The organism is Sphingopyxis indica, assembly GCF_900188185.1.
Taxonomy (GTDB): domain Bacteria; phylum Pseudomonadota; class Alphaproteobacteria; order Sphingomonadales; family Sphingomonadaceae; genus Sphingopyxis; species Sphingopyxis indica.
Window position 1 is genome coordinate 453,450 of record NZ_FZPA01000001.1, and the last position, 26,168, is coordinate 479,617.

Here is a 26,168-nt window from a genome sequence, read left to right on the forward strand (position 1 = left end):
CTGGGGCCGCTAGAGCATGATCCTCTTTCATTGAAACGCGTATGCTCCCGCGAAGGCGGGAGCCCATCTGCTGCTGGTGCCAGCTTGAACCGGCCGGAGATGGGTCCCCGCCTTTGCGGGGACACGCGCCCATTGCAAGCGCTTCACTCAAAGTTGATCGCGCTCTATCGTTTCAGCACGATACCAGCGGCCCCCGCCTTCGCGGGGGCGACGGTGTTTAGAACAGCTCTATCTGCCCATCGCGTTCGGGCGGGCGGAACAGGTCGCAGCGCAGCGGCGGGAAGCTGCGGTCCATGCCATGTTCGCGCGCGGCGCGCTTGACGCGTTGGCGGATCAGCTGCGGCCAGATGCCGTGGCCTTTCATGCGGCTGAAGAAGTTCGGATCATTGTCGCGCCCGCCGCGAATGTCCTGCACCATATGCATCACCTTCGCGGCGCGGTCGGGATAATGCGCGTCGAGCCAGGCGCGGAACAGCGGCGCGACCTCGAACGGCAGGCGCATCAGGATATAGGACGCGCGGATTGCACCGGCCCCGGCGGCGGCGGCCATGATCGCCTCTATCTCGTGATCGGTGATCGCGGGGATGATCGGGGAGATGTTCACCTGCGTCGGCACCCCCGCGTCGATCAGCTTCCGTATCGCGGCGAGGCGGCGCTGCGGATGCGGCGCGCGCGGCTCGAGCGTGCGCGCGACCTTCGGGTCGAGCGTCGTGACCGAGATCGCGACGCCGACCAGATTGTCGCGCGCCATGTCGGCGAGCAGGTCGATGTCGCGCAGCAGCCGGTCGGACTTGGTCGTGATGAGCAGCGGGTGTCGCGTCTCGGCGAGCACCTCGACGATCCCGCGCGTGACGCGCCATTCGCGCTCGATCGGCTGATAGCCGTCGGTGTTGGTCCCGATCGCCAACGGCGCGGGTTTGTAGCCGCGCTTCGCCAGTTCCTGCCGCAAGAGTTTCGCGGCATCGGGCTTGGCGAACAGCCGGCTTTCGAAATCGAGCCCCGGTGACAGGTCGTGAAAGGCGTGCGTCGGCCGGGCGAAGCAATAGATGCAGCCATGTTCGCAGCCGCGATATGGGTTGATCGAACGATCGAAGCCGATGTCGGGCGACTGGTTGCGCGCGATGATCGTTTTGGGATGCTCGACCGTCACCGTCGTGCGCAGCGGCGGCGCCGCGCCGTCTATCTCTTCGGCCGCGTCGAGCCAGTCGCCATCGGCGGCGCGGTCGAGCGAGCCGGTGCGCGTCGGACGCGGATTCGCCGGCGCGCCGCGGCCGGCGATCGGGGGCAGGGGCTTGGCGGGGTCCACCGGCGCAGGATAGCGCGACGATGGGAACAAATAAAGAACAAATCCGGAATTCGGCTCTTGTTCCCTCGTCATGCCGGACTTGATCCGGCATCCATTCTACTGGCGTCGATGGACCCCGGATCCAGTCCGGGGTGACGAAGCAGAGTATGCGCGATTATTCCATCAACCGCGGCATCAGTTCGACGAAATTGCATGGCCGGTGCCGGCTGTCGAGCTGGGTCGCGAGAATGCCTTCCCATGCATCCTTCACCGCGCCGGTCGAGCCGGGCAGCGCGAAGATATAGGTCCCGCGCGCAACGACGGCACAGGCGCGCGACTGGATCGTCGAGGTGCCGATCGTCCGATAGCTGAGCCAGCGGAACAACTCGCCGAAGCCCGGAATATCCTTGCCGTCGAGGCGGCGCAGCGCCTCGGGCGTCACGTCGCGGCCGGTGAGGCCGGTGCCGCCGGTGGTGATGACCGCGTCGATTTGCGCGTCGTCGATCCAGTTGTGGAGGCGCGAGACGATCAGGTCGATCTCGTCGCGGATGATCGCGCGCGCGGCGAGGATATGACCGGCGCCGGTCAGCAGCGCTTCGAGCGCGTCGCCGGACGTGTCCTCGGCCGCGCTGCGGCTGTCGGAAATGGTCAGAAGCGCTATGCGGACCGGCTTGAACGTCCGGCTTTCGTCAATCGGCATGGCCGAGGCCGCCCACCGCGGTCAGCCGGATGCGGTCCTTGCCGTCGGGAAAACGCGGCCATTTCCCCTGCGCTAGCGCGGCGCGGCTGTCCGACGGCTTGCCCTGCTGCGCCTCGTACATCCAATAGTTGCGCAGCACGGTGCCGACATAGCCGCGCGTTTCCCAATAGGGGATCGACTCCATGTAGAGCAGCGGATCGTTATTGTCGTGAACCTCGGTCTCCCAGCGCGCGACGGGCGCGGGGCCGGCGTTATAGGCGGCGATGACCTTGGGCAGCAGGCCGCCGGTGGCCGACTCGCGGCTCAGATATTGCAGGTATCGTTGGCCGAGATCCATGTTGACCTCGGGCGTCTTGAGGTCGCTGAGCGCGGCCTTGATCTTGTCGCCGTCCCAGCGCGCGATGTCGCCGGCCGTGCCTGGCCGCACCTGCATCAGCCCATAGGCACCGGCGGGGCTGACCGCCGCGCGCTGGAAGCGCGATTCCTGCAGGGTGTGCGCGAAGACGAGCGCCGGGTCGACTTTCCAGCCGCCGACGGGCTGCCAGTTCGGCTGCGGATAGCGTGTCGAGGCGGCGAGGCGGCGGCCCTGCGGCGTGTTGTGCGCGAGCCACAGCTGCGTTTCGGGCAGGCTCAGCGCCTCCGAAATGCCGATCAGCTGTTCGTGCTGCCGCGGATCGCCGATCTTCGCCTGATGGCGCAGCGCTTCGCCGGCATAGCGATCCTCGCCGATTTCGGCGAGCGCCATCGCGGCGCGGACGTTCGGCTGCTTTTCCAGCGCGCGCCAGGCGCGGCGGTCGGGACGCAGATCCTCGCGCTGGCTTTTCGGCTCCTCGCCGAGCGTTTCGAGCGCGAGCAGGCCATAAAGCGTTTCCTGGTTCGCCGCGGCGGCGCGCAGGCGCGGCTCGACCAGTTCGGGCTGCCCCGCCGCGATCGCGGCGCGCGCCGACCAATAATAGCCCGCCGCGCGGAGTTCGCTGTCGGGGGCTTCGCGTGCGACGCGGTCGAAGGCGGTGAGGGCACCGCGATAGTCGCGCATCCGCCACGAGGCGAGACCCTCGACCCACGCGCCCTGCGTCGCCCAGGGGCCGCGCCCGCCGGTGCAGTCGCGCGCGAGGCGCAGCGCGTTGGCGTCATCATTCTCGATATAATAGGACCAGGCGACTTTTTGCGTCCATTCGGCGCGCGCCGCGGGGCTGAGCTTGTCGATCACCCTGTTGAGCAGCGCCTCGGCGCCCGCGGGATCGTCGTTCTTGATCCGGTCGGGAATGCTGCTGGCGAGCCCCGCAGCGAAGGGATCGCTGACCGTGTCGGCGCCGAGCCGGCGCGGCGCGCTGCCCGACCAGCTGAGCGAGACTTCGGGCGGCAGCGACGGCAAGTCGGTCGCGCCGCGGCGGGTCGCAAGGCGGCCGAGCTGCGCCGCCTGCGGTAGCCAGGGCGAACGCGAGAGGATCGGCATCAGGTCCGAAACTTCGGCGCGCGGGCTGTTCGCGGCGAGCCAATATTCGGCGCGCAGGAAATCGTCGAGCGGTCCGTCGTTATCGGCGCCCGCGAGGAGCGCCTGTGCCTCGGCCCAGCGCTCGCCGCGGATCGCCGCGAGCACCTGCGAATAATATTGCTTCTGTTTCGATGAGAGGATGTCGGGAACGGTCTGTGCCGCGGATGCCATGCCGGGCGCGCCGGCGTCGGCGGCCATCGCCGGCGTCGCGACGGCCGCAGCGGCAAGGAAAAGCGAGGCGGTCAAGGCCATGGTCGGTTTCAACATCGGTCAACGTCCCCGGTTGAACAGTTTCAGGCTATCCCAGGCGGCTGCCTTGTGCGCCGGCCGGGCGAGCAGCATCGCGGGGCTCGCGACCGCCACCGCCGCCATCTTGCCGCCCTGATGGTTAATTTCGAGTAACCTTCCGCGCGCATCGGGGAGGGCAAGGCCCGCCGCCATCCGCACGATGTCCCCGCCGATCAGCAGCAGGCGGCCGGGCCGCGCGAGCGTCAGATGATGCCAGAGCAGGCGGTCGAGCGCCTCGACATCGGCCGCGTCGCAGCGTCCTCCCGGCGGCCGCGTGACGGCAAGGCTCGCGAGATAGCATTCGCCGCGCGTCGTGCCGATCGCGTGCAGCATCGCGTCGAGAAGCTGCCCCGCCGGCCCGGCGAACAGAGCGCCGTCGCGCTGGTCGTCGATTTCGGGCCATGCGGTGAGCAGCATCAGCGGCGCGCCCGGATCGCCAACGGGGAGCACGCGGCGCGCGTCCCATTGGCTGCCCGGAACGTCGGGATGTTCGGCGAGCCAGCTTTGGAACGCTGACCAGTCGGCCGGCATCTCGACCGGGCCTTTGGTTTCGGGAACGTCGGCGGGAGCCTGGCGTTGCAGGGCTGCGGGAAGGGGCGGCGGTTCGGCTTCGGCGGGTGCCACGGGCCGTGCTTTCGTCGCTGCATCGTTCGCCGCGGGCGGCGTCAGCCACCCCGCCGGCGCCTCGCCGACGAGCGCATCGACGCCCGCAAGCGACCACCAGTCGCAATAGCTTTGCGCCAGCAAGGCTGTATTTTGCCCACCCATCAATTTGTTTGAGACAGGAGTTGACGGATACGTCAATTGGCGGGCATCGCAATTCGTGACAGAATGAGCGCCGGTTGCGGTGAATGATCGGCGCGGGGACGGCAGAAAGGTATTATCGGTGAGCGAACGGGAATCGATGCCCTATGACGTGGTCATCGTCGGCGCGGGTCCGGCGGGGCTTTCGGCGGCGATCCGCATCAAGCAGCTTGCGAACGAAGCGGGCACTGACGTGTCGGTGTGCATCCTCGAAAAGGGGTCCGAAGTCGGCGCGCACATCCTGTCGGGGGCGGTGATCGACCCCAAGGCGCTCGACGAGCTGCTGCCCGAGTGGCGCGAGTCCGGCTGTCCGCTCGCCGAAGTGCCGGTGAACGACAATCAGCACTGGATTCTGACGAAAAAGAAGAAATTCGGCCTGCCCGAATTCATTTCGCCGCCCTTCATGCACAACAAGGGGACCTATACCGGCAGCCTCGGCAATCTCTGCCGCTGGCTCGCCGAGCAGGCCGAGGGGCTGGGGGTTGAAATCTTCCCCGGATTCCCGGCCGCCGAAATCCTCTATAATGACGACGGCTCGGTGAAGGGCGTCGCGACCGGCGATATGGGCGTCGCGCGCGACGGCAGCCACAAGCCGGACTATGCCCCCGGCCTCGAACTCCATGCGAAATATACCCTCTTCGGCGAAGGCGCGCGCGGCCACCTGACCAAGCAGCTGAAGCCGCAGTTCGCGCTCGACGCCGATTGCGAGCCGCAGGTTTACGGCCTCGGCGTCAAGGAATTGTGGGACATCGACCCCGCCAACCATGCGCCGGGCCGCGTGATCCACACGCAGGGCTGGCCGCTCGACGAAAATGCCAATGGCGGCGGCTTCCTCTATCATCAGGCGAACGGACAGGTGGCGCTCGGCTTCGTGACCTGGCTCAACTATCGCAACCCGCATATCTCCCCCTTTCAGGAGATGCAGAAGTGGAAGACGCATCCCGAAATCGCGAAGATATTGAAGGGCGGCAAGCGCGTTTCCTATGGCGCGCGCGCGATCAGCGACGGCGGCTGGCAGTCGGTGCCGAAGCTCGCCTTTCCGGGCGGCGCGTTGATCGGCGACAGCGCCGGTTTCCTGAACGTGCCGCGCATCAAGGGCACGCACACGTCGATGAAATCGGGGATGATGGCGGCCGAGGCGGCCTATGCCGCGGTGACGGCGGGGCGCGCGGGCGACACGCTCGACGCCTATCAGGCGGCCTATGACGCGAGCTGGGTCAAAAAAGAGCTGAGCGTCGTGCGCAACGTGCTGCCGCTCGTCGAGAAATATGGCGACCTGGCGGGCACGATCCTGTCGGGCATGACGATGTGGGCCGAGACGCTGGGCATCCGTATGCCGTTCACGATGAAGCATCATCCCGACAACACCACGCTCTATCGCGCCGAGATGATGCCGAAGCCCGACTATCCCAAGCCCGATGGCGTGCTGACCTTCGATCGTCTCTCGTCGGTGTTCCTCTCGAACACCAATCACGAGGAAGACCAGCCCTGCCACCTTCAGCTCAAGGACCCGTCGATCCCGGTCGAATATAATCTGCCGCTCTATGACGAGCCCGCGCAGCGCTATTGCCCGGCGGGGGTGTATGAGATCGTCGGCGAGGAGGAGGGCGAGCCCAAGTTCGTCATCAACGCGCAGAATTGCGTCCATTGCAAGACCTGCGACATCAAGGACCCGACCCAGAATATCAACTGGGTCACTCCCGAAGGCGGCGGAGGCCCCAATTATCCGAACATGTAGGACCGTCCGCGCCGCCGCGATCCTGACGCTCGCCGTCGCGCTGTTGCCCGCGGTGCCGGCACGGGCCGCCGACGACGTCGAGGCGGCGCTCGACGCGTTCGTGCGCGCGCGGCTTGCCGAGGAGGCGGGCGAGCCCGCCGCCGCGCTGTCGGCGCTGACCGCCGTGTCGAGCCACGCGCCCGGCCTGCCGGGGCTGCACGGCCGTATGCTCGAACAGGCGATCGAGGCGGGCGATTTCGCCGCGGCGCGCAGCGCGGCCGCCACGCTTTGGGACGACGGCAACCGCCGCTTCGACGCGCAGCTCGTGCTGATCGTCGACGCGCTGCGTCGCTCGGACTGGAAGGCGGTGCGCAGCTATCTCGCCGCGCGGCAGGACAAGGCCGGGGTCGATGTCATTTCGAAGCTGATCGACCCGGCGATCGCGGCTTGGATTGACGTGGGGTCGCGTGAAAAACGGCCCGAACGCTGGCTGCTCGCGGCCTTTCCCGCCGCACGGCCCCAACCGGCATTGCAGCTCGAAGCCGTGCTGGTCGAACTCGCGGCGCGCCGGACCGACGAAGCGGTGCGGCATCTCGATACCATCGGGCTCACCGACCGGTCGAGCCAGCTCGTCGCGCTGCGCGTCGCCGCGTCGCTCGACAAGATCGGTGAAGGCGAGGCCGCACGGCGGCTGCGCGCGCGCATCGCGCTCGCGGCGGGCGAACGCGAGGACCCCTTGCTGCTGCTCCCCGACCAGCCGGTATCGACCCCGCGCGCCGGTGTCGCGCACTGGCTTGGCCTGCTCGCCGACGGCATTGCGCGCACCCCGAACGGCAGCCCTTCGGTGCCGCTGCTCTTTGCGCGCGCCGCCTGGTGGCTGAACGACAGCGACTGGCAGGTACGTGCGACGCTGGTCGAGGCGCTCGAACGCAACGAGCAGCCGGGCGATGCGCTCGCGCTGCTGCCCGGCGATGCGTCGTTGCCGCCGGCCCTTCTCATGCGCCGCGCCGAACTCCTCCTCGATGCGGGCGACGAGGCTGAGGCGCTGCGGCTCGCCGAAAGCGCGGTCGCGGATGCCGACGCGCCGCGCAGCCTGCTGATCCGCTTCGCCGATCTCGCGCGCCAGTCGGACGATCGCGTCGCTGCGGCGCGGGCCTATGCGCGGCTCGAAGCGGCGCTCGGCGACGACGACAGGGACCGCGACCTGCGCGCGACGGTCCTGATCGCCGAGGCCGACCTTGCGCTACAGGCCGACGATTGGGACAAGGCCGAACCGCTGATCGAAAAGGCGGTGGCGTTGCGGCCGAACGATCCGGCGATCCTCAACTTCGCGGGCTATTCGGCGCTCGAGCGGCGCCGCAACGTCGACGCCTCGCTCGCGCGGATCGAGGCGGCGTGGAAACAGGCGCCGCAGAACCCCAGCATCACCGACTCGCTCGGCTGGGCCTATTTCCTGACCGGACGCGTCGACGAAGCGGTCCCGCTGCTCGAACGGGCGCAGCGCGGTGATCCCGAAAATGCCGTGATCGTCGAGCATCTGGGCGATGCCTATTGGAAAAGCGGGCGGAAATTTTCGGCGCGCTATGTCTGGCGCGCCGCGGCGCTCATCGCCGACGCCGATATGGCGACGCGGATCGAGACGAAGCTGCGCGACGGGCTGAGCCCCGCGACCATCGCGCCCTGAGCGGGTGACGGCAGTGGAAGAGACCGGCTGGGCCAAGATCAACCTCGCGCTGCACGTCCGCGGGCGGCGCAGCGACGGCTATCACGACATCGAGACGCTGTTCGCCTTTGTCGATGCGGGCGACGCGATCGTGGCCGAGGTAGCCGATGCCGACAGGCTGGCGATCGACGGCGAATTTGCCGAAGGATTGAACGCGGGGGCCGATAATCTGGTGTTGCGAACGCTGGCATTGCTACGCGAGCGCTATGGCACCGCCCGCGTGCCGCCGCTCGCCGTCCGGTTGACCAAGGCGCTCCCCGTCGCGGCGGGCATCGGCGGCGGGTCGGCCGACGCCGCGGCGATGGCGCGGCTGGTGCGGCGGCATTTCCTGCCGGAGCTGGGCGATACGACGCTCGCGCGGGTGGTGAGCCCGCTCGGCGCCGACATCGCCGCTTGTGTCGCGAGCGAGACGTGCCTCGGCGTCGGGACGGGAGCCGACCTTAGCCCGGTGCCCGAACTGGCGCTCGAAGATACGCCGGTGCTGCTCGTCAATCCGCGCGCGCCGGTCGCGACGGGGCCGGTATTCGCAGCGTGGGACGGGGTCGATCGCGGGCCGCTGTTCACCGGCGCCGATTTGCGCGCGCAGCTTTTCGCGGCGCGCAACGACCTGCAGCGCCCCGCGATCGCCGGCTGTCCGGTGATCGCCGATGTGCTGACCGAACTCGGTGGCCTGCGTCCGTGGCTCGCGCGCATGTCGGGGTCGGGCGCGACCTGCTTCGCCTTGTTCGACGCCGCTGCCGAACGCGACGCCGCGGCGCTCCACTTGCGCGAGCGTCGCCCCGAATGGTGGCAGATGAGCGGGCGGCTGCGGTGAGCGAAGCGTGGCGCGACCTCGGGACGCCGCGCGCCGGCGGCGTTCTTCTGATCGGCGACCATGCCTCGGCGCATGTGCCCGCGGACATCGACCTCCGCATCGACGCGGCCTTGCTGCGCGAGCATATCGCGATCGACATCGGCGTCGCCGAGGTCGCGGCGCGGCTCGTCGAGGGCGGTGCGGTCGATGCCGCAATCCTCGGCGGCGTCTCGCGTCTCGTCGTCGATTGCAACCGCGAGGAGCACGCGCCAGGCGTGATCCCGATCGCCAGCGACGGCCATGCGATCCCGGGCAATGCGCTCGATCATGCAGGCCGCGAGGCGCGGATCGCGCGCTTCTTCCGCCCCTATCACGACCATATCGCGGCGGTGATCGCGGCGGCGCGGCCGGCAATGATCCTTTCGCTCCACAGCTTCACTCCGCACCTTGCGAGCGATCCGGCGCAGGAGAGGCCGTGGCAGGTCGGCGTGCTCTACAACGCCGACGCGCGGCTCGCCGCGCCAGCGATCGCCGCGCTCGAAGCCGAAGGGCTGACCGTCGGCGACCAGCTTCCCTATTCGGGCAAGCTGCTCAACGCGACGATGAACCGCCACGCCGAGGCGAACGATATTCCCTATGTCGGGATCGAGATGCGCCAGGATCTGGTCGCCGACGCGGCCGGCCAAACACGCTTTGCTGAGTGGCTGGCGCGCATGTGCGAAAAACTGGTTCGGGCAGAAATCACATAAATAGATTCGCGCAGAGGCGCAGAGATCGCAGAGAAGGAAGACGGATAACAGGTTCACGCGGAGACGCGGAGGCGCGGAGAGGAAGCGCCGGGCCGATAGCCCCATTCCATATCGACGTTGCGCCACGGCGCGGCATAGGATGAGAAAGGCCGCTTCGCGGCAAGCGCCCTCTCTCCGCGTCTCCGCGTGAAATCATTTTATCCTTCTTCTCTGCGATCTCTGCGCCTCTGCGCGAAACAATTATTGCGCGCGCGCCGTTGAAACTGCCCGCCTTGCCGTGTAGAGCGACCCCCAATATCCGTAATATTATTATCGGGAACTCTCAAAATGCCTTCTTATCGTTCACGCACCACGACCCATGGCCGCAATATGGCGGGCGCGCGCGGGTTGTGGCGCGCGACGGGAATGAAGGACGAGGATTTCGGCAAGCCGATCGTCGCGGTGGTCAACAGCTTCACCCAGTTCGTCCCCGGCCACGTCCATTTGAAAGACCTTGGCCAGATGGTCGCGCGCGAGATCGAGGCGGCGGGCGGGGTCGCCAAGGAATTCAACACGATCGCGGTCGACGACGGCATCGCGATGGGCCACGACGGGATGCTCTATTCGCTGCCGAGCCGCGACCTGATCGCGGACAGCGTCGAATATATGGTCAATGCGCATTGCGCCGACGCGATGATCTGTATCTCCAACTGCGACAAGATCACTCCCGGCATGTTGATGGCAGCGCTGCGCATCAACATTCCGGCCGTGTTCGTCTCGGGCGGGCCGATGGAGGCGGGCAAGGTCGTGCTCAAGGGCAAGGAGGTCGCGCTCGATCTGGTCGATGCGATGGTCGCCGCCGCCGACGAACATTATAGCGACGAGGAGGTCGCCGCGGTCGAGCGTTCGGCCTGCCCGACCTGCGGCTCTTGCTCGGGCATGTTCACCGCCAATTCGATGAACTGCCTGACCGAAGCGCTGGGCCTGTCGCTGCCGGGCAACGGCTCGACGCTCGCGACGCACGCCGACCGCAAGGCGCTGTTTCTGCGCGCGGGCAATATGATCGTCGAGATGTGCCGCCGCCATTATGAGGAAGGCGACGATCGCGTGCTGCCGCGCACGATCGCGAGCTTCGAGGCGTTCGAAAATGCGATGAGCCTCGACATCGCGATGGGCGGATCGACCAACACGGTGCTCCACCTACTCGCTGCTGCCCATGAAGCGGGTGTCGATTTCACCATGGCGGACATAGACCGGCTGTCGCGCCGCGTCCCCTGTCTCTCGAAAATCGCGCCGGCAAAGAGCGACGTGCATATGGAGGACGTCCATCGCGCCGGCGGGATCATGGCGATTCTCGGCGAGCTCGAACGCGCGGGGCTGATCCACGCGCACCTGCCGACCGTGCATAGCGCGACGCTGGGCGATGCGCTGAACAAATGGGATATCGGGCGGACGAACGATCCGGCGGTCCAGAAATTCTTCATGGCGGCGCCCGGCGGCGTGCCGACGCAGACCGCGTTCAGCCAGGAGCGGCGCTGGGACACGCTCGACCTCGACCGGGAGGGTGGGGTGATCCGTTCGGCCGACCATGCGTTCAGCAAGGATGGCGGGCTCGCGGTGCTGTCGGGCAATATCGCCCTCGACGGCTGCATCGTGAAGACCGCGGGGGTCGACGATTCGATCCTGCAATTCACCGGCCCGGCGAAGGTGTTCGAAAGCCAGGACGCGGCGGTCGCGGGAATCCTGACCGGACAGGTCGCAGCGGGCGACGTCGTCGTGATCCGCTACGAAGGGCCGAAGGGCGGGCCGGGGATGCAGGAAATGCTCTATCCGACGAGCTATCTGAAGTCGAAGGGGCTCGGGGCAGCCTGCGCGCTGATCACCGACGGGCGCTTTTCGGGCGGGACGTCGGGGCTGTCGATCGGCCATGTCTCGCCCGAAGCCGCCGAGGGCGGGGCGATCGGGCTGGTCGAGGACGGCGACCTCATCAAGATCGACATTCCGGCCCGCACGATCGACCTGATCGTCTCCGACGCCGAGCTTGCGGCGCGGCGCGCGGCGATGGAGGCGAAGGGCGAGGCCGCATGGCACCCCGACAAGCCGCGCGCGCGCAAGGTTTCGGTAGCACTTCAGGCCTATGCCGCGATGACGACGAGCGCCGCGCGCGGCGCGGTGCGCGACCTGTCGCAACTGAAAGGCACGCGGGGATGACGGTCAAGGGGGGCGGGGCGCTGATGCCGCTGTTGCTGCTTTCGGGCTGCAACGCTTCCTCCGACGCCGAATCGGGCCAGTCCGGTGAAACCGAATTGAGCGGGCGTATCGACTGCGCGCTCGAAGGCGCGCCCGATTTCGCTCGCAACTGCACCCTCGACGAAATGAACGGCGCCGACGGGACCGTGCTCGTCGTCGGGCGTGCCGACAGCGGTTATCGCCGCCTTGCAATCGCGACCGACGGGCGCGGCGTGGTCGCGGCGGACGGGTCCGAACCCGCGAAGGTGACCGTCATCGGCGACGGAATGATCGAGGTAGCGGTCGGCAAGGACCGCTATCGCCTGCCAGCGAACACCGGCGGCGCGAACTGACGCGACTTTTGGCGTTGCCGTGCTAGGGTAGGCGCTATGTCCGTCCCAGCCGACGCCCCGATCCTGACCAGCGAGGCGATGCGCGCCGCTGAGGCCCTGTGCGCGGCGGGCGGCACCTCGCTCGCCGAGCTGATGGAGCGCGCGGGCGCGGCGGCCGCCGACCTCGCGTGGCGGATGGCGGCGGGGGCGCCGGTGCTGGTCCTCTGCGGTCCCGGCAATAATGGCGGCGACGGCTATGTCGCGGCGCGCCGGCTTGCCGAGCGCGGCGCGAGCGTGCGGGTCGCGGCGCTCGCCGAGCCGAAGACCGATCTGGCGCGCGCTGCACGCGCGCGATGGACGGGCGGCGTGGAGGCGCTGACCGACGAAATGGCGCCCGCGCCGCTGATCGCCGATGCGCTGTTCGGCGTCGGGCTGACACGCCCGCTCGGCGACGAGCTGGCGGAGCGGCTGCGGCGCTTTGCGGGGCGGCGCGTGCTCGCGGTCGATGTGCCGAGCGGGGTCGATGCCGATGGCGGCCGGGACTGGACGCCGCCGCTGCCCGCCGACATCACGCTGGCGCTCGGCGCGCTCAAGCCCGCGCATGTGCTGCTCCCGGCCGCACCCTATTGCGGGCGCACCTTGCTCGCCGGGATCGGGATCGCGGCCGATCGGGGAATGACGACATTGCCGCGCTTCGTCGGCGAAGCCCCGGACGCATCGACGCACAAGTTCAGCCGCGGCATGGTGCTCGTCCGCGCGGGACCGATGCCGGGGGCGGCGGGACTTGCGGCCGCGGCGGCGCTGCGTGCCGGAGCGGGCTATGTCGTGCTGAGCGGCGCGGCGCGTGCGCCGTTCTCGGCGGTCATTGCCGAGGACGGCGAGGGCTATGCCGGGCGGCTCGACGATGCGCGGCTCGGCGCGGTCGTCGTCGGTCCCGGCTATCCCGCGGGTGCGGCGCTCGATCGTGACGTCAAGGCGGCGCTCGCAAGCGGCAAGCCGCTCGTGCTCGACGCGGCGGCGATCGCATCGGCGCTGCCGAAGCTGGGCGGCATGACGGCGATACTGACCCCGCACGAGGGCGAGTTCGCGCGCGCCTTTCCCGATTTCGGCGGCAGCAAGATCGAACGCGCGCGGGCGGCAGCCGAGCAAAGCGGCGCGGTGGTGATCTGCAAGGGCGCCGACACGATCGTCGCGGCGCCCGACGGCCGCGTCGCGGCGGCGTGGCCCGGCTGCCCATGGCTCGCGACGGCGGGGACGGGCGATGTGCTGGCGGGCGCATGCGGTGCGATGCTGGCACACGGTCGCGATCCCTTCGACGCCGCGGTTGCGGCGGTGGGCTGGCATATTGTGCGCGCGCAGGCTATCGGCCCCGGCCTGGTGGCCGACGATCTGATAAGGGACTGACATGAACGACGCCGCGCTGATCGAGCGTATCGCCGCGCGCGGTGACGGCGTGACCGCCGACGGGCGCCATGTCGCGGGCGGGGTGCCCGGCGACCGGCTCGCGGCCGACGGCACGCTGGTGCCCGGCCCCAATCGTGCGGCCCCGGTCTGCCGCCATTTCGGCAAATGCGGCGGCTGTCAGCTACAGCATGTCGCCGAAGCCGCGCTTGCCGATTTCGTGCGCGACCGCGTCGTTGGCGCGCTTGCGGCGCAGCAGGTGGTCGCGAGTGAAGTGCTGCCCGCGCTGCTTTCACCGCCCCGAAGCCGGCGCCGCGCGGCGCTGACCGCGATTCGGGCGGGCAAGCAGGTCGCGCTCGGCTTCAACGCCGCGCAGAGCAATCAGATCGTCGACATGCGCGAATGCGCGCTGCTGCTTCCCGACCTGTTTTCGCTCGTCGCGCCGATCCGCGCGCTGCTCGCGACCATCGCGCCGCAGCGGCGGCCGGTGAAGGTCAAGCTCCAGATGCTCGACCAGGGCGCCGAGGTCCTGCTCGAGGGCGTGCGCGCCGACGGGCTCGACGCGGCGATGGCGCTGCAGGACTTCGCAGGGGCGCACGCGCTTGCCCGCCTCGCGATCGACCAGGGCGACGGGCTCGAAACCGTGTGGCAGCCCGAGCCGCCGACGGTGCGCTTCGACGGAATCGCCGTGGAGGTCCCGCCCTTCGCCTTTCTGCAACCGACCGCCGCGGGGCAGGCGGCGCTGGTCGAGGCGGTCGCGCGCGCAATCGGCGATACCGGCGCGGTCGCGGACCTGTTCGCTGGGGTCGGCACCTTTGCCTTGTCGGTGCAGGCAGGGCGCAAAGTCTATGCGGCGGAGGGCGCACGCGATGCGGTTCTCGCGCTCACCAGCGCCGCCAACCGCGCGCGTGCGCTCGTCGCGACCGAGCATCGCGACCTGTTCCGCCGGCCGCTGATCCCCGCCGAACTCGACCGCTTCGGCGCGGTGATCCTCGACCCGCCGCGCGCGGGGGCCGAGGAGCAGGTGAAGCAGCTCGCCGCCTCGGCGGTGCCCTGCATCGCCTATGTCAGCTGCAACCCGGCAAGTTTCGCGCGCGATGCCAAGGCGCTCGTCGCGGGCGGCTATGCGCTCGACTGGGTACAGCCGGTAGGCCAGTTCCGCTGGTCGACCCATGTGGAACTAGCCGCACGTTTCAGCCGCTGATCAGTGGAGCACGAAACCCATGAAGGCGTGCAGGCAGAGCGCGATCAGCGCGAGGCTGGCGAGCGCGAACACCAGAAAGCGCCACATCACGCGGTTCACCGTCGCCTGGATCAGGCTGTGGACGATGCGCAGACCGACATAGGCCCAGGCGATCTGCGCGTTGAGCCCGCCGCCCATGCCGCCGACCGCGAGCGCGATCGCGACGGCGTAGAAAACCGTCGGCTGCTCCATCAGATGATTATAGTTGTGCGCCTTCCACTGCACTTCCGCCGGCAATATATCGTCGAGGCTCTTGCCGGTCCCGCCGACCATCTTTGCCGCGTCGAGCTTGGCGCGTTGCATTGCAGGAATGCGGGTCGCATACATCCACAGCCACATCACCATCGACCAGAGCGCGAGCGTCGCGACTGGCCCCAGAATCGCATTCGTATCGGTCATTTTCCCCTCCCTCAACCGAGTGTCGCGATGACCGCGAGCACCGAAAGCGCGAACAGGCACAAGCTGTAGAGCGCGAAGATCGCGAAGCGCACCGGGATGCGGTTCACCGTCGCCTGCCAAAGACTGTGGACGATGCGCAGCGCGACATAGGCCCAGGCGATCCAGCGCGTGTAGCCGACGTCGCCGCCCGACAGGTGCAGGAAGACGATCACCGCATAGAAAAGCGTCGGCTGCTCGAGCAGGTGGGTATAATTGTGCGACTTCCAGTTGACCTCGGGCGGCAGCAAGGTTTCGAGGTCGATGCCGCGGCCGCCGGGCCGTGCCTTGATGTCGATCCCGGCTTTGGCCATCGCCGGAAACCGCGTCGCCGCCATCCAGCCGAGCATGATCAGCGTCCAGAGCGCGAGCACTGCACCGGGCGCGAGAATATTATCGGACATAGCTTCCCCCTTTTCGTCGCGGCATTGTCGTAGCGAGGCCGCCTGGAGCCGATGCTAGCCGCGCGCCGCGACTTTGCAATGGCTAAGCCCGCTTCCTTCTCCCCGCTTCGAGTTCGGCGCGGATCGCCTCGCCGTCGCCGTCGATCCGCGGCGCAAAGCCGAGGTCGCGGGGCGGCGCGGCGCCATATCTGACCGGCGGCTGCATCTCGTCGAAGGCGCCGACATCGGGATGGTCGCGGCGGCGGAAATAGCCCGTCGCGACCAGATGCGGGTCGTCCTTGATCGCGTCGAGATCGCGCGCCGCCATTGCGGGTATGTCGTTGGCGGCGAACAGCGCCAGCCATTCGGCCGTGGTTTTCGCTGGCGTCTTGCGCGCAATCTCCGAATAGATGAGCGGCATATGCTCGCCCTTGGCCTTCGCCGCTTCATAGTCCGGCGTTTCGAGCAGCTCCGCGCTGCCGAGCAGGGTCATCAGGCGCAAGGTCGATTCGGGCGTATAGGGCACGATCGCCACATAGCCGTCGGCGGTGGGGAAGGGCTGGCGCGCCGGGTCGAGCTGGCGCGGATAGCCCGCCGGGCCGAGCGGCGGGGCGAGCGTCGCGTCGCGCAGATGCTCGGTGAGCATGAACGAGGTGAAGCATTCGAACATCGGCACTTCGACCTGTTGCCCCTCGCCGGTGCGCAGCTTGTGGACGAGCGCCGCGAGGATCGCCTGCGCGCCGAACTGGCCCGCGATCTTGTCGGCGATCAGCGACGGGAAATAGCGCGGCCGAGGGTCGCCGTCGACGCGCGGCAGCAGGCTGGTCGTCGCGGTCGCCGCCTGGATCACATCGTCATAGGCCTGAAGGTCGGCGTAGGGGCCGTCCTGCCCGAAACCGGTGCCGTGGACATAGATGATGTCGTTTTTCAGCGCCTTGCAGCTTTCATAGTCGAAGCCGAGCCGCGCGATCGCCTTGCCGCGGATATTGTGGAAAAAGACGTCGGCGGTCGCGATCAGCTCGCGCAGCACCGCGGCATCCTCTTTTTGCTTGAGGTCGAGCGCGATCGAACGCTTGCCGCGGTTCACGGTCAGATGGATCGACCCCATCGTCGGGTCGGGGACGCCGCTTCCCAGATAGCGCGAGACGTCGCCGAGCCCCGGCGTTTCGACCTTGATTACCTCGGCGCCGAGGTCGGCGAGCATCTGGGTCGCATAGGGGCCGAAAATGACGGTGGTGAGGTCGACGATGCGGATACCGGAAAGCATGGCCATGCGCCGGTTTCACCGAATGGGTCGCATCATGCAACCTAAAATCACATGTGGTGAAACGGCGGGGCGGCGAGCAGGGCGATGAAATCCTCGGCCCAGCCGATGACGTCGTGGTCGCGCACGACGGCGTTGAGCTTTTCCCAGCGCGCGCGCCGCTCTTCGACCGGCATGTGAAGCGCGGTCCACAGCGCGCGCGCGACGTCCTCGGCGCTGTGCGAATTGACGAGCAGCGCGTCGCTCATCTGCTCGGCGGCGCCGGCAAAGCGCGACAGGATCAGGACGCCCGGGTCCTCGGGGTCCTGCGCCGCGACATATTCCTTGGCGACGAGGTTCATCCCGTCGCGCATCGGCGTCACCAGCCCGATCCGCGCTGCGCGATAGAAGCCGAACAGTTCGGCCCGGCCGAAGCCGCGGTTGACGTAACGGATCGGGACGAGATCGACGTCCGAATGGGCGCCGTTGAACTGCCCGGTCTTCTGCTCCAGCGTCGCGCGGATCTCCTGATAGGACCGCACATCCTCGCGCGAAGGGGGTGCGATCTGCACATAGAGCAGCTGGTTCACCATATCGTCGTGCGTGGTGAACAGCCGTTCCATCGCGTCGATCCGCTCGGGCAGCCCCTTGCTGTAGTCGAGGCGATCGACGCCGATCACGACCGACCGGTTGCGCGCGCTTCCGGCGAGGCGTTCATAGGCGCGCTGCGCAGTCTGCGTGCCGCGGAACGCCATGAATTCCTTGTAGTCGATGCCGATCGGAAAGGCGCGAGCAACGGCGACATGCCCGTCGAGCTGCACGGTGCCGCTGTCTTCGTCGACGTCGGCTTGCAGTTCCTTGCGGCAATAATGGAGGAAGCTTTCGAGCCACTCGGTCGACTGAAAGCCGATCACGTCATAGTGGAGCATCGCGCGGACTAGGCGCTCGTGATAGGGCAGCGAGACGAGCAGGCGCGTCGGCGGCCAGGGAATGTGCAGGAACAGGCCGAGGCGGTTCTTCAGCCCATGCGCGCGCAGCCGTTCGCCGAGCGGCAGGAAATGATAGTCCTGCACCCAGACGAGATCCTCTTCCTCGACGAGCGGGACGAGGCTGTTCGCGAATTGCTCGTTGACCCGCTCATAGCCGCGTCCGAACTCGGTTTCATATTCGGCGAGGTCGATGCGGTAGTGAAAGAGCGGCCACAGCGTCCGGTTCGCATAGCCATTGTAATATTCGTCGACGTCGTGCGGTTCGAGGTCGATCGTCGCGGTGGTGAAGCCGTCGGCGCGCTGCATGGTGAGCTGGCCGGTGAAGCGCGCGACCTCATTCCCCGACCAGCCGAACCAGATGCCGCCATGCTTGCGCAGCGCGCCGTTCATCGCGACCGCAAGCCCGCCCTGCGCGCCCGCCGCGCCGCGTCCTTTGGTGACCGAAACCCGGTTCGAGACGACGATCAGGCGGCTCATCGCACCGTGTCCCAGCTGCGCGACAGGAGTCCCGCGCAATTGATGATGCCGACCAGCGAATAGGTCTGCGGGAAATTCCCCCACAGCTCGCCATTGTCGAAATCGAGATCCTCGGACAGCAGGCCCGACGGCGTCCGGTGCGCGAGCATCGTTTCGAACAGCGCGCGCGCCTCGTCGGAGCGGCCGCACAGGTGCAGCGCCTCGATCAGCCAGAAGGTGCAGATGTTGAACGCCGTTTCGGGCTGGCCGAAATCATCCTCGCTGTCATAGCGCAGCATATGCTCGCCGCGCCGCAGCGCCTTTTCGATCGCCGCAAAGGTCGATTGGAAGCGCGGATCGCCGGCGCGGATGAAGCGCAGCTCGACCATCTGGAGCAGGCTCGCGTCGAGGTGCGGATGGCCGAAGGCGGCGCCATAATGGCCCTGTTCCTCGCTCCACGCCTCGCGCTCGATCGTCGCGCGGATCTTCGCGGCGCGATCGTTCCAGACCTTCACCCGGTCGCGGCGCCCGATGCGCGCGGCGACATTGCCGAGCCGGTCGCACGCCGCCCAGCTCATCACCGCCGAATAGGTGTGGACGAGCTGGCGGGTGCGGAACTCCCACAGGCCGGCATCGGGCTGGTCGTGCATTTTCCACGCGACCTCGCCGACGCTTTCGAGGCTTTCGAAATCGCGCTCGTCGGCCATGCGGAAAAGGCGCTGGTCGAAAAAGCCCTGCACCGTCGGCAGCACGATCTGGCCATAGGCGTCGTGCTGCACCTGCGTCCAGGCGGCATTGCCCTTGCGCACCGGACCCATGCCGCGATAGCCGGCGAGGCTTTCGGCGACGCTCTCGTCGAGTTCGGTGACGCCCATCACCGAATAGAGCGGCTGGATCTGCCCGCCCGCCGCACGGTCGACGATGTTGCGCAGATAGGCGAGATACTTCTCGAGCACGTCGAGCGCACCGAGGCGGTTGAGCGCCTGCACGGTGTAATAGGCGTCGCGGATCCAGCAGAAGCGATAGTCCCAGTTGCGGCCGCTGTCGGGCGCTTCGGGGATCGAGGTGGTGAGCGCGGCGACGATCGCGCCGGTTTCCTCGTGCTGGCAGAGCTTGAGCGTAATCGCGGCGCGGATCACCGCGTCCTGCCAGTCCATCGGCGTCGCGAGGCCGCGCGACCAGCTTCGCCAGTAAAGGTCGGTGGCCTCCTCCATCCCGCGCAGCACCTGTTCGACGTTGCCGGTGAAGGGTTCGTCGGGGCCGAGGAAGAAATGCAGGTCCTGCTCGACGCGAAAGGCGTGGCCTTCCATCACATAGCCGACCGGCGCATCGGTGGTCAGCCGCAGCGGCTGATTGCCGATCAGATAGCGGATATGGTTGGTCCCGCGCGTCGTCGGCGCGACCTCGGCGCCATAGTCGCGCATCGGCACCAGCTCCATCTCGAGCCGCGGACTGCCGGCGACGGGCCGGACGATGCGTGCAAAGGCGACGGGGCGGAACATGCGGCCCGACCGTTCGAAGCGCGGGCAGAAATCGACGATGTCGACCGCGCTGCCATCCTCGGCCTCGAGCCGCGTGACGAGGATCGGCGTGTTGCGGCGATAGGCAGCGGTCGCCTTGATCTGCCCGGCAAGGCGAAAGCGCCAGGCGCCTTCCTGTTGCCGGTCGCCGCCGAGCAGCGCGCAGAAGACCGGGTCGCCATCGACGCGCGGAACGCAGCCCCAGACGAAACCGGCTTCGCCATCGACCAGCGCGCTGACCTGGCAGTTGCCGATCGGCCAGAGAGCGAGCGAGCTTACGGGATCAGCCATTGGTGAACCGCTTCCGGGTCGGGGAGACGATAGCGCGCGGCGGTTGGGCGCGGCGCACCGACGAGGATGCCGCTTCCGCCCGCCGCGTCGACCGCGGCAAAGCCGTCCTCGTCAGTCACATCATCGCCGATAAACAAGGGAAGCGCGCCCGCGAACGGCGGCGCAGCCATCAGGCTGGTCACAGCTGCCCCCTTGTTCGCGCTTTTCGGGCCAAGTTCGACCACCATCTTGCCGCGGCGCGCGGCAAGCCCTTCGCGTGCTGCCATGTCGTCCATGAGCTGTAATACCGCCGGGGCGGCGTCGGGTTCCTGCCGGTAGTGGACTGCGATGCCATGCGGCTTGGCCTCGACGAGCAATCGCGGCCACTCGGCGGCGAGCGCGGCGATCGCGGCGCGGCTCGCATCGGAGAGGATTGTCTCGGGCTCGGCGGCTTTGCCGATCTCGGCACCGTGCGAGCCGACCATCAGCACGTCGAGCGCGCCGAGGTGCGACTGGATGTCGGCGATCGCCCGGCCGCTGACGATCGCTATGCGGCCATCGAGCATGCGGTGCAGCGCATCGAGCCGGGCGGGAAGGCCGTCGGGGACGTGGATGCCCTCAGGGGTGTCGGCGATCTCGACGAGCGTTCCGTCGAAATCGAGAAACAGCGCGACCGCGCGCCCCGCCGCGAGCTCGGCGAGCGGCGGCGGTGTCGGGAGGTCGATAATTTTGTGCATTGCGGCAAAGGCTAGGGGCGGCGACCCGATGGGTCAAGCGTTCGCCTGTGCGGTGGCGATTGTGCGCAGGCGACGGTTTTGGGTTGGTTAGCTGTCATTCGACCAAACCCCTCCTCTTCAGAGGAGGGGCAGCGAGACTTGGGCGCTTGCGCCCTAGTCGCAGCGGGGTGGTGCTCGAAGTCTTGCGCGCTGACGCGCGCCACCACCCCCAACCCCTCCTCTGAAGAGGAGGGGCTTGGAAGGTTTGCAGCCGCCCGCTCAGAACAGCTTGGTCACCGTCGCTGTGCGGCGTTCGGGTTCGTCGACTTCGCCGGTGTAGAGGCTCGCCATCGGTTCGTCCTCGACGATGTGGATTTCCTCGGCGCCGAAGCCGTTGAACTTCGTCCGCATCGCGCAGCCATAGGCGCCGAGCATCCCGACCTCGATGAAGTCGCCGGGCTTGACGTCGGCGGGCAGGTAGAAGGGACCCGCCATATGGTCGAGGTCGTCGCAGGTCGGGCCATAGAAGCTGTAGGCGACGAGTTCGGCCTCGCTCTCGGGCTCGCGCAGCAGCGCGACCGGGAAGCGCCAGCCGACGTGCGCGGCGTCGAACAGCGCGCCATAGGCGCCGTCGTTGATATAGAGCTCCTGATCGCGGCGCTTTTCGACGCGCACGACGAGCGAGCTGTATTCGGCCGACAGCGCGCGGCCGGGTTCGCACCACAGCTCGGCCGAATAGCTGATCGGCAGGCTTTCGAAGCTGCGGTGAATCGTCTCGAAATAGGCGTCGAGCGGGGGGGGCTCCATGCCGGGATAGGATGAAGGGAAGCCGCCGCCGACATCGACGATATCGACCGTCACCGACGCCGCGACGATCGCGGCGCGGACGCGCTCCATCGCCTGCGCATAGGCGTGCGGGGTCATCGCCTGGCTGCCGACGTGGAAGCAGATGCCGAGCGCGTCGGATGCCTGACGCGTCGCCATGAGCAGCTCGGTGACATCCTCGGGCTCGGCGCCGAACTTGGCGGCGAGGCTGAGCTTCGAATGATCGGACGAAACGCGAAGGCGCACGAGCAGGTTGAGATCCTCGGCGCCCTCGGTCGCGCGGACGATCTTCTGAAGCTCGTCCATCGTGTCGAGCGAGAAGGTGCGCACGCCATGCTTCCAATAGGCTTCGGAAATGGCCTCCTCGGCCTTGACCGGATGCATGAAGCAAAGGGTGGCTTCGGGAAGCTCGCGCGCGACCAGCCGCACCTCGGCGATCGAGGCGACGTCATAATGAGTCACACCGCTGTCCCAAAGCACGCGCAGAAGGTCGGGCGAGGGATTCGCCTTCACCGCATACATGGTCGTGCCGGGAAATCGCTCGATGAAGAAACGCGCTGCGCGCCGCGCGGCATGCGGGCGGACAAGCGTAACAGGTTCGATCGGCGAAAGTGCCTGAATCAGCCCGTGGGCGCTATGTTTCTGGTGCAATTCAAGGGACCCCCAAAGGTAAAGTTAAACGACAAGGGCTGCCTTGCGGTTATTGGAAGTCCCCCTGGGGCAGCGAGGGGCGCATATATGGGCGGGAGGCCGGCGTGTAAAGACCCTGTCCCACGGTTTTTTGCGGGCGCGCGTCGGCTTGCGCCGATCCCGGCAAAGGCTAGAAAAGGCGGATAGCGGCGCCGACCACGGCGCGGCGGAGCGACAAGGAAATTGTCCACATGACCTCTCCCGCCGATGTGAATCATACCTTTACCGACGCCGAACTCGACGAATTGGCTGCCTGGGGCACCGTCGAGTCGCACCGCGAGGGCGAACTGCTGATCGTCGACGGCACGATGGCGCCCGATTGCATCGTCACGCTGTCGGGCGAGGTGCATATCTTCGCAAACTCCGACGCCGGGCCGAAACGGGTCGGCTGGATGGAGCGCGGGCAGTTCGCGGGCGACCTGTCGGTGCTCACCGGCCAGCGCCACCTGTCGCGCGTCGAAATGGGGATCGAGGGCGCGATATTGCGGATCCCGCACGCACGCTTCCAGCAGCTGATCGCCGCCAATTCGCATTATTCGGATATTTTCGTGCGCATCTTCGCGGCGCGGCGCGAATTCAGCAACCGCCGCGGTTTTGCCGCCGTGATCGTGATCGGCAGCGCGCGCGATCGCAGCGTCTATGCGCTGCGCGACCTGCTCGCCAAGCATGGCGTCGCGCACCGCTGGTTCGACCCCGCCGACGGGCCGGTCGCCGCGCACCTGCTCGCCGAGCGCGGGATCGACGATGCGCAATTGCCGGTGGCGATCCTCGGCGCGGCGGATGTGCTCGTGCAGCCGACGCCCGAGCAGCTCGCCGCCGGGCTGGGGCTCGACCTGTTGCCCGACGGCGCGACCGCCGACGTGATCGTTGTCGGCAGCGGCCCCGGCGGGCTCGCGGCGGCGGTCTATGCCGCGTCCGAAGGGCTGACGGTGATCGCGATCGACTCGCTGGCGCCGGGCGGGCAAGCGGGCACCTCATCGAAGATCGAGAATTATCTCGGCTTTCCGACCGGAATCTCGGGGAATGAACTCGCGCGGCGCGCGACGGTGCAGGCGCAGAAATTCGGCGCGCGGCTCGTCGCGCCGGTGCGGGCGAGCGCGATCGAACGCGACGCCGACGCCTATTGCCTGAGCCTCGCCGACGGCCGGCGGCTGCGCAGCCGCGCGGTGGTGATCGCGAGCGGCGCGCAATATCAGCGGCTGCCGATCGACGGGATCGAAGCCTATGAAGGGCGCGGTATCTTCTATGGCGCGACGCCGATGGAGGCGCAGCTATGCAGCGACGCCGAGGTCACCGTGGTCGGCGCGGGCAATTCGGCGGGGCAGGGCGCGATTTATCTCGCGAGCTTTGCGAAGAAGGTCCATGTCATCTTCCGCCGCGCGAGCCTGCGCGAGACGATGTCCGAATATCTGGTCAAGCGGCTGGAGGAGCATCCGAATATCGCGATCATTCCGTCGACCGACGTAACCGCGCTGCACGGTGCGGAGGGGCTCGAGGGGCTGACCTACCGCTGCCGCGAAACCGGATCGGAGGGGCATTGCGATTGCCGCTTCCTGTTCCTTTTCATCGGTGCGCGCCCGAACACCGGCTGGCTACCAAAGGAAATGGTGTGCGACGAACGTGGCTTCGTGAAGACCGGCACCGACATCGCCCCGCTCGAACTCGTGCGCGCCGGCTGGTCGCTCGATCGGATGCCGAGCCGCTACGAAACGAGCTGGCCGCGCATCTACGCCGTCGGCGACGTGCGCAAGGGGTCGGTGAAGCGCGTCGCCTCATCGGTGGGTGAGGGATCGGTGGTCGTGAGCGACATTCACGCGGCGCTGGCGGAAATCAGCTCAGCCGCGTCTTGAAATCCTCATAGCCGAAACGCCGGATCTCGCGCAGATCGTCGGTCTCGCTGTCCCACAGCCAGATCGACGGCAGCGGCACGCCGTTGAATGTATTGGTCTTGACCATCGAATAATGCGCCTGGTCGAGAAAGGCGAAGCGCTGGCCGATGCGCGCGCCACCGGGCAGGCGATAATCGCCGATCACGTCGCCGGCAAGGCATGAGGGGCCGCCGAGGCGGGTCGGCGGGCCCTCGCCCGCCTCGCCGAGCATCGCGGGGCGATAGGGGGCCTCGATCACGTCGGGCATGTGGCATGTCGCGCTGATGTCGGCGATGCCGATGGGCATGCCATTGTCGAACAGGTCGAGTATTTCACCGACGAGGATTCCTGCGTCGAGTGCGACCGCCTCGCCCGGCTCGATCATCACCTCGCAGCCGGTTTCGGCGCGCACGCGCTTCAGAAAGGCAATCAGGTCGTCCGTCTGGTAATCGGCGCGGGTGATATGGTGGCCGCCACCGAAGTTGATCCATTTGAGCCGGCCGAAAAAGGGACGTAGCGTCGGCTGCACTGCATTCCAGGTACGCTGGAGCGGCGGGAAATCCTGCTCGCACAGGCTGTGCATATGGATGCCGTCGACGCTCTCCAGATGCTCGGGGAGCAGTTGCGTGACCGGGAAGCCGAGCCGGCTGCACGGTGCGGCGGGATCATATTTCGCGACCTCGCCCTCGCTGTGCATCGGGTTGATGCGCAGCCCGATGTCGAACGCCTCGCCCTGCGCGCGCAGGCGACCCAGCAGCGGGCGGAAGCGCGCAAGCTGTCCGGGCGAATTGAAGATCAGATGGTCCGACAGCCGCGCGATGTCGGGCAGGTCCGCTTCCTTGTAGCCCGCGCAATAGGTCGCGACCTCCTTGTCGCCATTGGGGCCGCCATATTCCTCGCGCCCCAGCCGCGCTTCGTAGAGGCCCGAGGCGCAGACGCCGTCGAGATATTCGGCGACCGTATCGCCCAGCGACCACATCGAGAAGGCCTTGAGCGCTGCAAGCACGCGCGCGCCCGATGCATCGCCGATGCGGCGCAGCACGGCGAGGTTCGCGCGTATCTTCGCCGCGTCGACGACGAAGGCGGGCGAGGGGACGCGGGTAAGGTCGAAATGGGCAAAGGCCCCGGGATCGCCGGCTCTGGTTTCCATCGGTCGAATATCCTGTCGTCAGGCCGCGATCGGCCCCTTGAAGATGAAGAATGCGCCCGCCGCGATCAGCGAGAAGCCGATGAGGTGGTTCACCGTCAGCTTTTCGCCGAGCCAGAAGACCGCGAAGCCCGCAAAGATGATGAGCGTGATGACTTCCTGCAAGGTCTTGAGTTCGGCGGCGCTATAGACGCCGTAGCCGATGCGGTTTGCCGGCACCGCGAGGCAATATTCGAAGAAGGCCAGGCCCCATGCCAGCAGTACCGCGAGCCAGATCGGGCGCGAAAGGTCGCCGAGATGTCCGTACCAGGCAAAGGTCATGAAGATGTTGGAGACGAAGAGGAGGCCGATGGGCAGGAAATAGGCGGTCATATGTCCACGGGTCCCTTAATTTTTACGTCATCCCGGCCTTTGCGGGAATGACGAAGATGGGATGCAGAATATTGCTTGTTGATCGTATCTTGCCCGTCGTAACCTCGGACAGCGGCGGCGACTGGCGCAAATTCAGTTCAACCCGCGGCGCCCGAAGCCGGTGTGGCGCTGGCTGAGGAAAATCCGTGCCGGGCCGCTCGGCGTTGCCTCGCGGGCGGCTTCGAGCGCGCGGAACAGCGGGCCGTGCGTCAATTCATAGGGGAAGCGCACCCCCATGCGGTCATATTCCGACCACATCACCACGGCATAGACGATCTGCCCGCCATAATGGATTTCACAGCGCGACCGTTCGGGCAGGCTGGCACCGTCGATGCGCGCGCCGCCTTCGGACAGGTCGGTGATGCGGCCGCCGATATGGTTGAGGACGCCGTTGACGATCACGTCGAGGTCGACGGCGGTGCGCTTATGCTCGCGCGGGCGGCGGGGCGGTGAGCTGGTCATGGCCGAAGTTTGCCG

Annotated in this window: 23 protein-coding genes; 9 read left to right on the forward strand and 14 right to left on the reverse strand. The window is 67.5% G+C overall.

The features are described 5' to 3' along the window. Nucleotides 1–217: 217 nt before the first annotated feature. The 4 genes from CHB69_RS02050 to CHB69_RS02065 form a co-directional block, all read right to left on the reverse strand. Nucleotides 218–1,306 (reverse strand): PA0069 family radical SAM protein, encoded by a 1,089-nt coding sequence (locus tag CHB69_RS02050; protein ID WP_425442391.1) that lies wholly within the window; start codon nt 1,304–1,306, stop codon nt 218–220. Between the two features lie 154 nt (nt 1,307–1,460). Further along, on the reverse strand, nt 1,461–1,985 hold the full coding sequence (moaB, locus tag CHB69_RS02055; RefSeq protein ID WP_089214298.1) for a molybdenum cofactor biosynthesis protein B: 525 nt from the start codon (nt 1,983–1,985) through the stop codon (nt 1,461–1,463). Beyond that, nucleotides 1,975–3,747 carry a lytic transglycosylase domain-containing protein gene (locus CHB69_RS02060; RefSeq protein ID WP_089214299.1) on the reverse strand — a complete coding sequence of 591 codons (1,773 nt, stop codon included), beginning with the start codon at nt 3,745–3,747 and terminating at the stop codon, nt 1,975–1,977. The genes moaB and CHB69_RS02060 overlap by 11 nt, the downstream gene beginning before the upstream one ends. 3 nt (nt 3,748–3,750) lie before the next feature. After that, on the reverse strand, nt 3,751–4,536 hold the full coding sequence (locus CHB69_RS02065) for a uracil-DNA glycosylase family protein (protein WP_089214300.1): 786 nt from the start codon (nt 4,534–4,536) through the stop codon (nt 3,751–3,753). A 118-nt stretch (nt 4,537–4,654) separates the two neighbouring features. Between CHB69_RS02065 and CHB69_RS02070 the strand changes: the two genes are divergently transcribed. The 8 genes from CHB69_RS02070 to CHB69_RS02105 all read left to right on the forward strand — a co-directional run bounded on the left by CHB69_RS02070 (nt 4,655) and on the right by CHB69_RS02105 (nt 14,699). Then, nucleotides 4,655–6,310 (forward strand): electron transfer flavoprotein-ubiquinone oxidoreductase, encoded by a 1,656-nt coding sequence (locus CHB69_RS02070; RefSeq protein ID WP_089214301.1) that lies wholly within the window; start codon nt 4,655–4,657, stop codon nt 6,308–6,310. Between the two features lie 52 nt (nt 6,311–6,362). Beyond that, complete coding sequence (locus CHB69_RS02075; RefSeq protein ID WP_245836445.1) at nt 6,363–7,973, forward strand: tetratricopeptide repeat protein; 1,611 nt, start codon at nt 6,363–6,365, stop codon at nt 7,971–7,973. A gap of 4 nt (nt 7,974–7,977) precedes the next feature. Continuing rightward, nucleotides 7,978–8,826 (forward strand): 4-(cytidine 5'-diphospho)-2-C-methyl-D-erythritol kinase, encoded by an 849-nt coding sequence (locus tag CHB69_RS02080; protein WP_089214752.1) that lies wholly within the window; start codon nt 7,978–7,980, stop codon nt 8,824–8,826. Next, entirely contained in the window at nt 8,823–9,554 is a 732-nt protein-coding gene (locus CHB69_RS02085) for an N-formylglutamate amidohydrolase (protein ID WP_245836447.1), read from the forward strand. Before CHB69_RS02080 ends, CHB69_RS02085 begins: the two co-directional genes overlap by 4 nt. 327 nt (nt 9,555–9,881) lie before the next feature. Beyond that, nucleotides 9,882–11,744, forward strand: a complete 1,863-nt coding sequence (ilvD, locus tag CHB69_RS02090; RefSeq protein ID WP_089214303.1) for a dihydroxy-acid dehydratase — start codon at nt 9,882–9,884, stop codon at nt 11,742–11,744. After that, entirely contained in the window at nt 11,741–12,115 is a 375-nt protein-coding gene (locus CHB69_RS02095; protein WP_245836448.1) for a hypothetical protein, read from the forward strand. The genes ilvD and CHB69_RS02095 overlap by 4 nt, the downstream gene beginning before the upstream one ends. A 36-nt stretch (nt 12,116–12,151) precedes the next feature. Continuing rightward, nucleotides 12,152–13,498 (forward strand): NAD(P)H-hydrate epimerase, encoded by a 1,347-nt coding sequence (locus CHB69_RS02100; protein ID WP_089214304.1) that lies wholly within the window; start codon nt 12,152–12,154, stop codon nt 13,496–13,498. Nucleotide 13,499: 1 nt separating this feature from the next. Continuing rightward, nucleotides 13,500–14,699: a class I SAM-dependent RNA methyltransferase gene (locus CHB69_RS02105; protein WP_089214305.1), complete on the forward strand. Its 1,200-nt coding sequence runs from the start codon at nt 13,500–13,502 to the stop codon at nt 14,697–14,699. Here CHB69_RS02105 and CHB69_RS02110 read toward each other — a convergent pair whose 3' ends face one another. The 7 genes from CHB69_RS02110 to CHB69_RS02140 form a co-directional block, all read right to left on the reverse strand. Further along, nucleotides 14,700–15,137, reverse strand: coding sequence for an MAPEG family protein (locus CHB69_RS02110; RefSeq protein WP_089214306.1), 438 nt, complete (start codon nt 15,135–15,137; stop codon nt 14,700–14,702). An 11-nt stretch (nt 15,138–15,148) separates the two neighbouring features. Further along, a complete protein-coding gene (locus tag CHB69_RS02115) occupies nt 15,149–15,577 on the reverse strand; it encodes an MAPEG family protein (RefSeq protein WP_089214307.1) in 429 nt (142 codons plus the stop codon). An 82-nt stretch (nt 15,578–15,659) separates the two neighbouring features. Continuing rightward, complete coding sequence (locus tag CHB69_RS02120) at nt 15,660–16,829, reverse strand: CaiB/BaiF CoA transferase family protein (RefSeq protein WP_089214308.1); 1,170 nt, start codon at nt 16,827–16,829, stop codon at nt 15,660–15,662. 41 nt (nt 16,830–16,870) lie between these two features. Further along, nucleotides 16,871–18,265 (reverse strand): alpha,alpha-trehalose-phosphate synthase (UDP-forming), encoded by a 1,395-nt coding sequence (locus CHB69_RS02125; protein WP_089214754.1) that lies wholly within the window; start codon nt 18,263–18,265, stop codon nt 16,871–16,873. Continuing rightward, entirely contained in the window at nt 18,262–20,055 is a 1,794-nt protein-coding gene (locus CHB69_RS02130) for a glycoside hydrolase family 15 protein (RefSeq protein WP_089214309.1), read from the reverse strand. The genes CHB69_RS02125 and CHB69_RS02130 overlap by 4 nt, the downstream gene beginning before the upstream one ends. Then, nucleotides 20,040–20,771: a trehalose-phosphatase gene (gene otsB / locus CHB69_RS02135; protein ID WP_089214310.1), complete on the reverse strand. Its 732-nt coding sequence runs from the start codon at nt 20,769–20,771 to the stop codon at nt 20,040–20,042. Before otsB ends, CHB69_RS02130 begins: the two co-directional genes overlap by 16 nt. A gap of 258 nt (nt 20,772–21,029) precedes the next feature. Continuing rightward, nucleotides 21,030–22,226 (reverse strand): type III PLP-dependent enzyme, encoded by a 1,197-nt coding sequence (locus CHB69_RS02140; RefSeq protein WP_089214311.1) that lies wholly within the window; start codon nt 22,224–22,226, stop codon nt 21,030–21,032. A gap of 230 nt (nt 22,227–22,456) precedes the next feature. Between CHB69_RS02140 and CHB69_RS02145 the strand changes: the two genes are divergently transcribed. After that, nucleotides 22,457–24,115 (forward strand): FAD-dependent oxidoreductase, encoded by a 1,659-nt coding sequence (locus tag CHB69_RS02145; protein WP_089214312.1) that lies wholly within the window; start codon nt 22,457–22,459, stop codon nt 24,113–24,115. Here CHB69_RS02145 and CHB69_RS02150 read toward each other — a convergent pair. From CHB69_RS02150 to CHB69_RS02160, 3 genes are all read right to left on the reverse strand, one after another. Continuing rightward, the gene (locus CHB69_RS02150) at nt 24,096–25,283 is read right to left on the reverse strand and encodes a carboxynorspermidine decarboxylase (RefSeq protein ID WP_089214313.1); all 1,188 of its coding nucleotides are present in this window, start codon (nt 25,281–25,283) and stop codon (nt 24,096–24,098) included. The two genes, CHB69_RS02145 and CHB69_RS02150, sit on opposite strands and share 20 nt — an antisense overlap. 18 nt (nt 25,284–25,301) lie before the next feature. Beyond that, the gene (locus CHB69_RS02155) at nt 25,302–25,652 is read right to left on the reverse strand and encodes a DMT family protein (RefSeq protein ID WP_089214314.1); all 351 of its coding nucleotides are present in this window, start codon (nt 25,650–25,652) and stop codon (nt 25,302–25,304) included. Between the two features lie 132 nt (nt 25,653–25,784). Continuing rightward, a complete protein-coding gene (locus CHB69_RS02160) occupies nt 25,785–26,153 on the reverse strand; it encodes a PilZ domain-containing protein (RefSeq protein WP_089214315.1) in 369 nt (122 codons plus the stop codon). Between the last annotated feature and the right edge of the window lie 15 nt (nt 26,154–26,168).

What these genes read in the sequence shown, in the direction of transcription:
- moaB (WP_089214298.1), bottom strand. Translation starts at nt 1,985, where the DNA reads ATGCCGATTGACGAAAGCCGGACGTTCAAGCCGGTCCGCATAGCGCTT.
- CHB69_RS02060 (WP_089214299.1), bottom strand. Translation starts at nt 3,747, where the DNA reads ATGTTGAAACCGACCATGGCCTTGACCGCCTCGCTTTTCCTTGCCGCT.
- CHB69_RS02065 (WP_089214300.1), bottom strand. Translation starts at nt 4,536, where the DNA reads ATGGGTGGGCAAAATACAGCCTTGCTGGCGCAAAGCTATTGCGACTGG.
- ilvD (WP_089214303.1), top strand. Translation starts at nt 9,882, where the DNA reads ATGCCTTCTTATCGTTCACGCACCACGACCCATGGCCGCAATATGGCG.
- CHB69_RS02095 (WP_245836448.1), top strand. Translation starts at nt 11,741, where the DNA reads ATGACGGTCAAGGGGGGCGGGGCGCTGATGCCGCTGTTGCTGCTTTCG.
- CHB69_RS02100 (WP_089214304.1), top strand. Translation starts at nt 12,152, where the DNA reads ATGTCCGTCCCAGCCGACGCCCCGATCCTGACCAGCGAGGCGATGCGC.
- CHB69_RS02105 (WP_089214305.1), top strand. Translation starts at nt 13,500, where the DNA reads ATGAACGACGCCGCGCTGATCGAGCGTATCGCCGCGCGCGGTGACGGC.
- CHB69_RS02110 (WP_089214306.1), bottom strand. Translation starts at nt 15,137, where the DNA reads ATGACCGATACGAATGCGATTCTGGGGCCAGTCGCGACGCTCGCGCTC.
- CHB69_RS02115 (WP_089214307.1), bottom strand. Translation starts at nt 15,577, where the DNA reads ATGTCCGATAATATTCTCGCGCCCGGTGCAGTGCTCGCGCTCTGGACG.
- CHB69_RS02120 (WP_089214308.1), bottom strand. Translation starts at nt 16,829, where the DNA reads ATGGCCATGCTTTCCGGTATCCGCATCGTCGACCTCACCACCGTCATT.
- CHB69_RS02125 (WP_089214754.1), bottom strand. Translation starts at nt 18,265, where the DNA reads ATGAGCCGCCTGATCGTCGTCTCGAACCGGGTTTCGGTCACCAAAGGA.
- CHB69_RS02130 (WP_089214309.1), bottom strand. Translation starts at nt 20,055, where the DNA reads ATGGCTGATCCCGTAAGCTCGCTCGCTCTCTGGCCGATCGGCAACTGC.
- otsB (WP_089214310.1), bottom strand. Translation starts at nt 20,771, where the DNA reads ATGCACAAAATTATCGACCTCCCGACACCGCCGCCGCTCGCCGAGCTC.
- CHB69_RS02145 (WP_089214312.1), top strand. Translation starts at nt 22,457, where the DNA reads ATGACCTCTCCCGCCGATGTGAATCATACCTTTACCGACGCCGAACTC.
- CHB69_RS02150 (WP_089214313.1), bottom strand. Translation starts at nt 25,283, where the DNA reads ATGGAAACCAGAGCCGGCGATCCCGGGGCCTTTGCCCATTTCGACCTT.
- CHB69_RS02155 (WP_089214314.1), bottom strand. Translation starts at nt 25,652, where the DNA reads ATGACCGCCTATTTCCTGCCCATCGGCCTCCTCTTCGTCTCCAACATC.
- CHB69_RS02160 (WP_089214315.1), bottom strand. Translation starts at nt 26,153, where the DNA reads ATGACCAGCTCACCGCCCCGCCGCCCGCGCGAGCATAAGCGCACCGCC.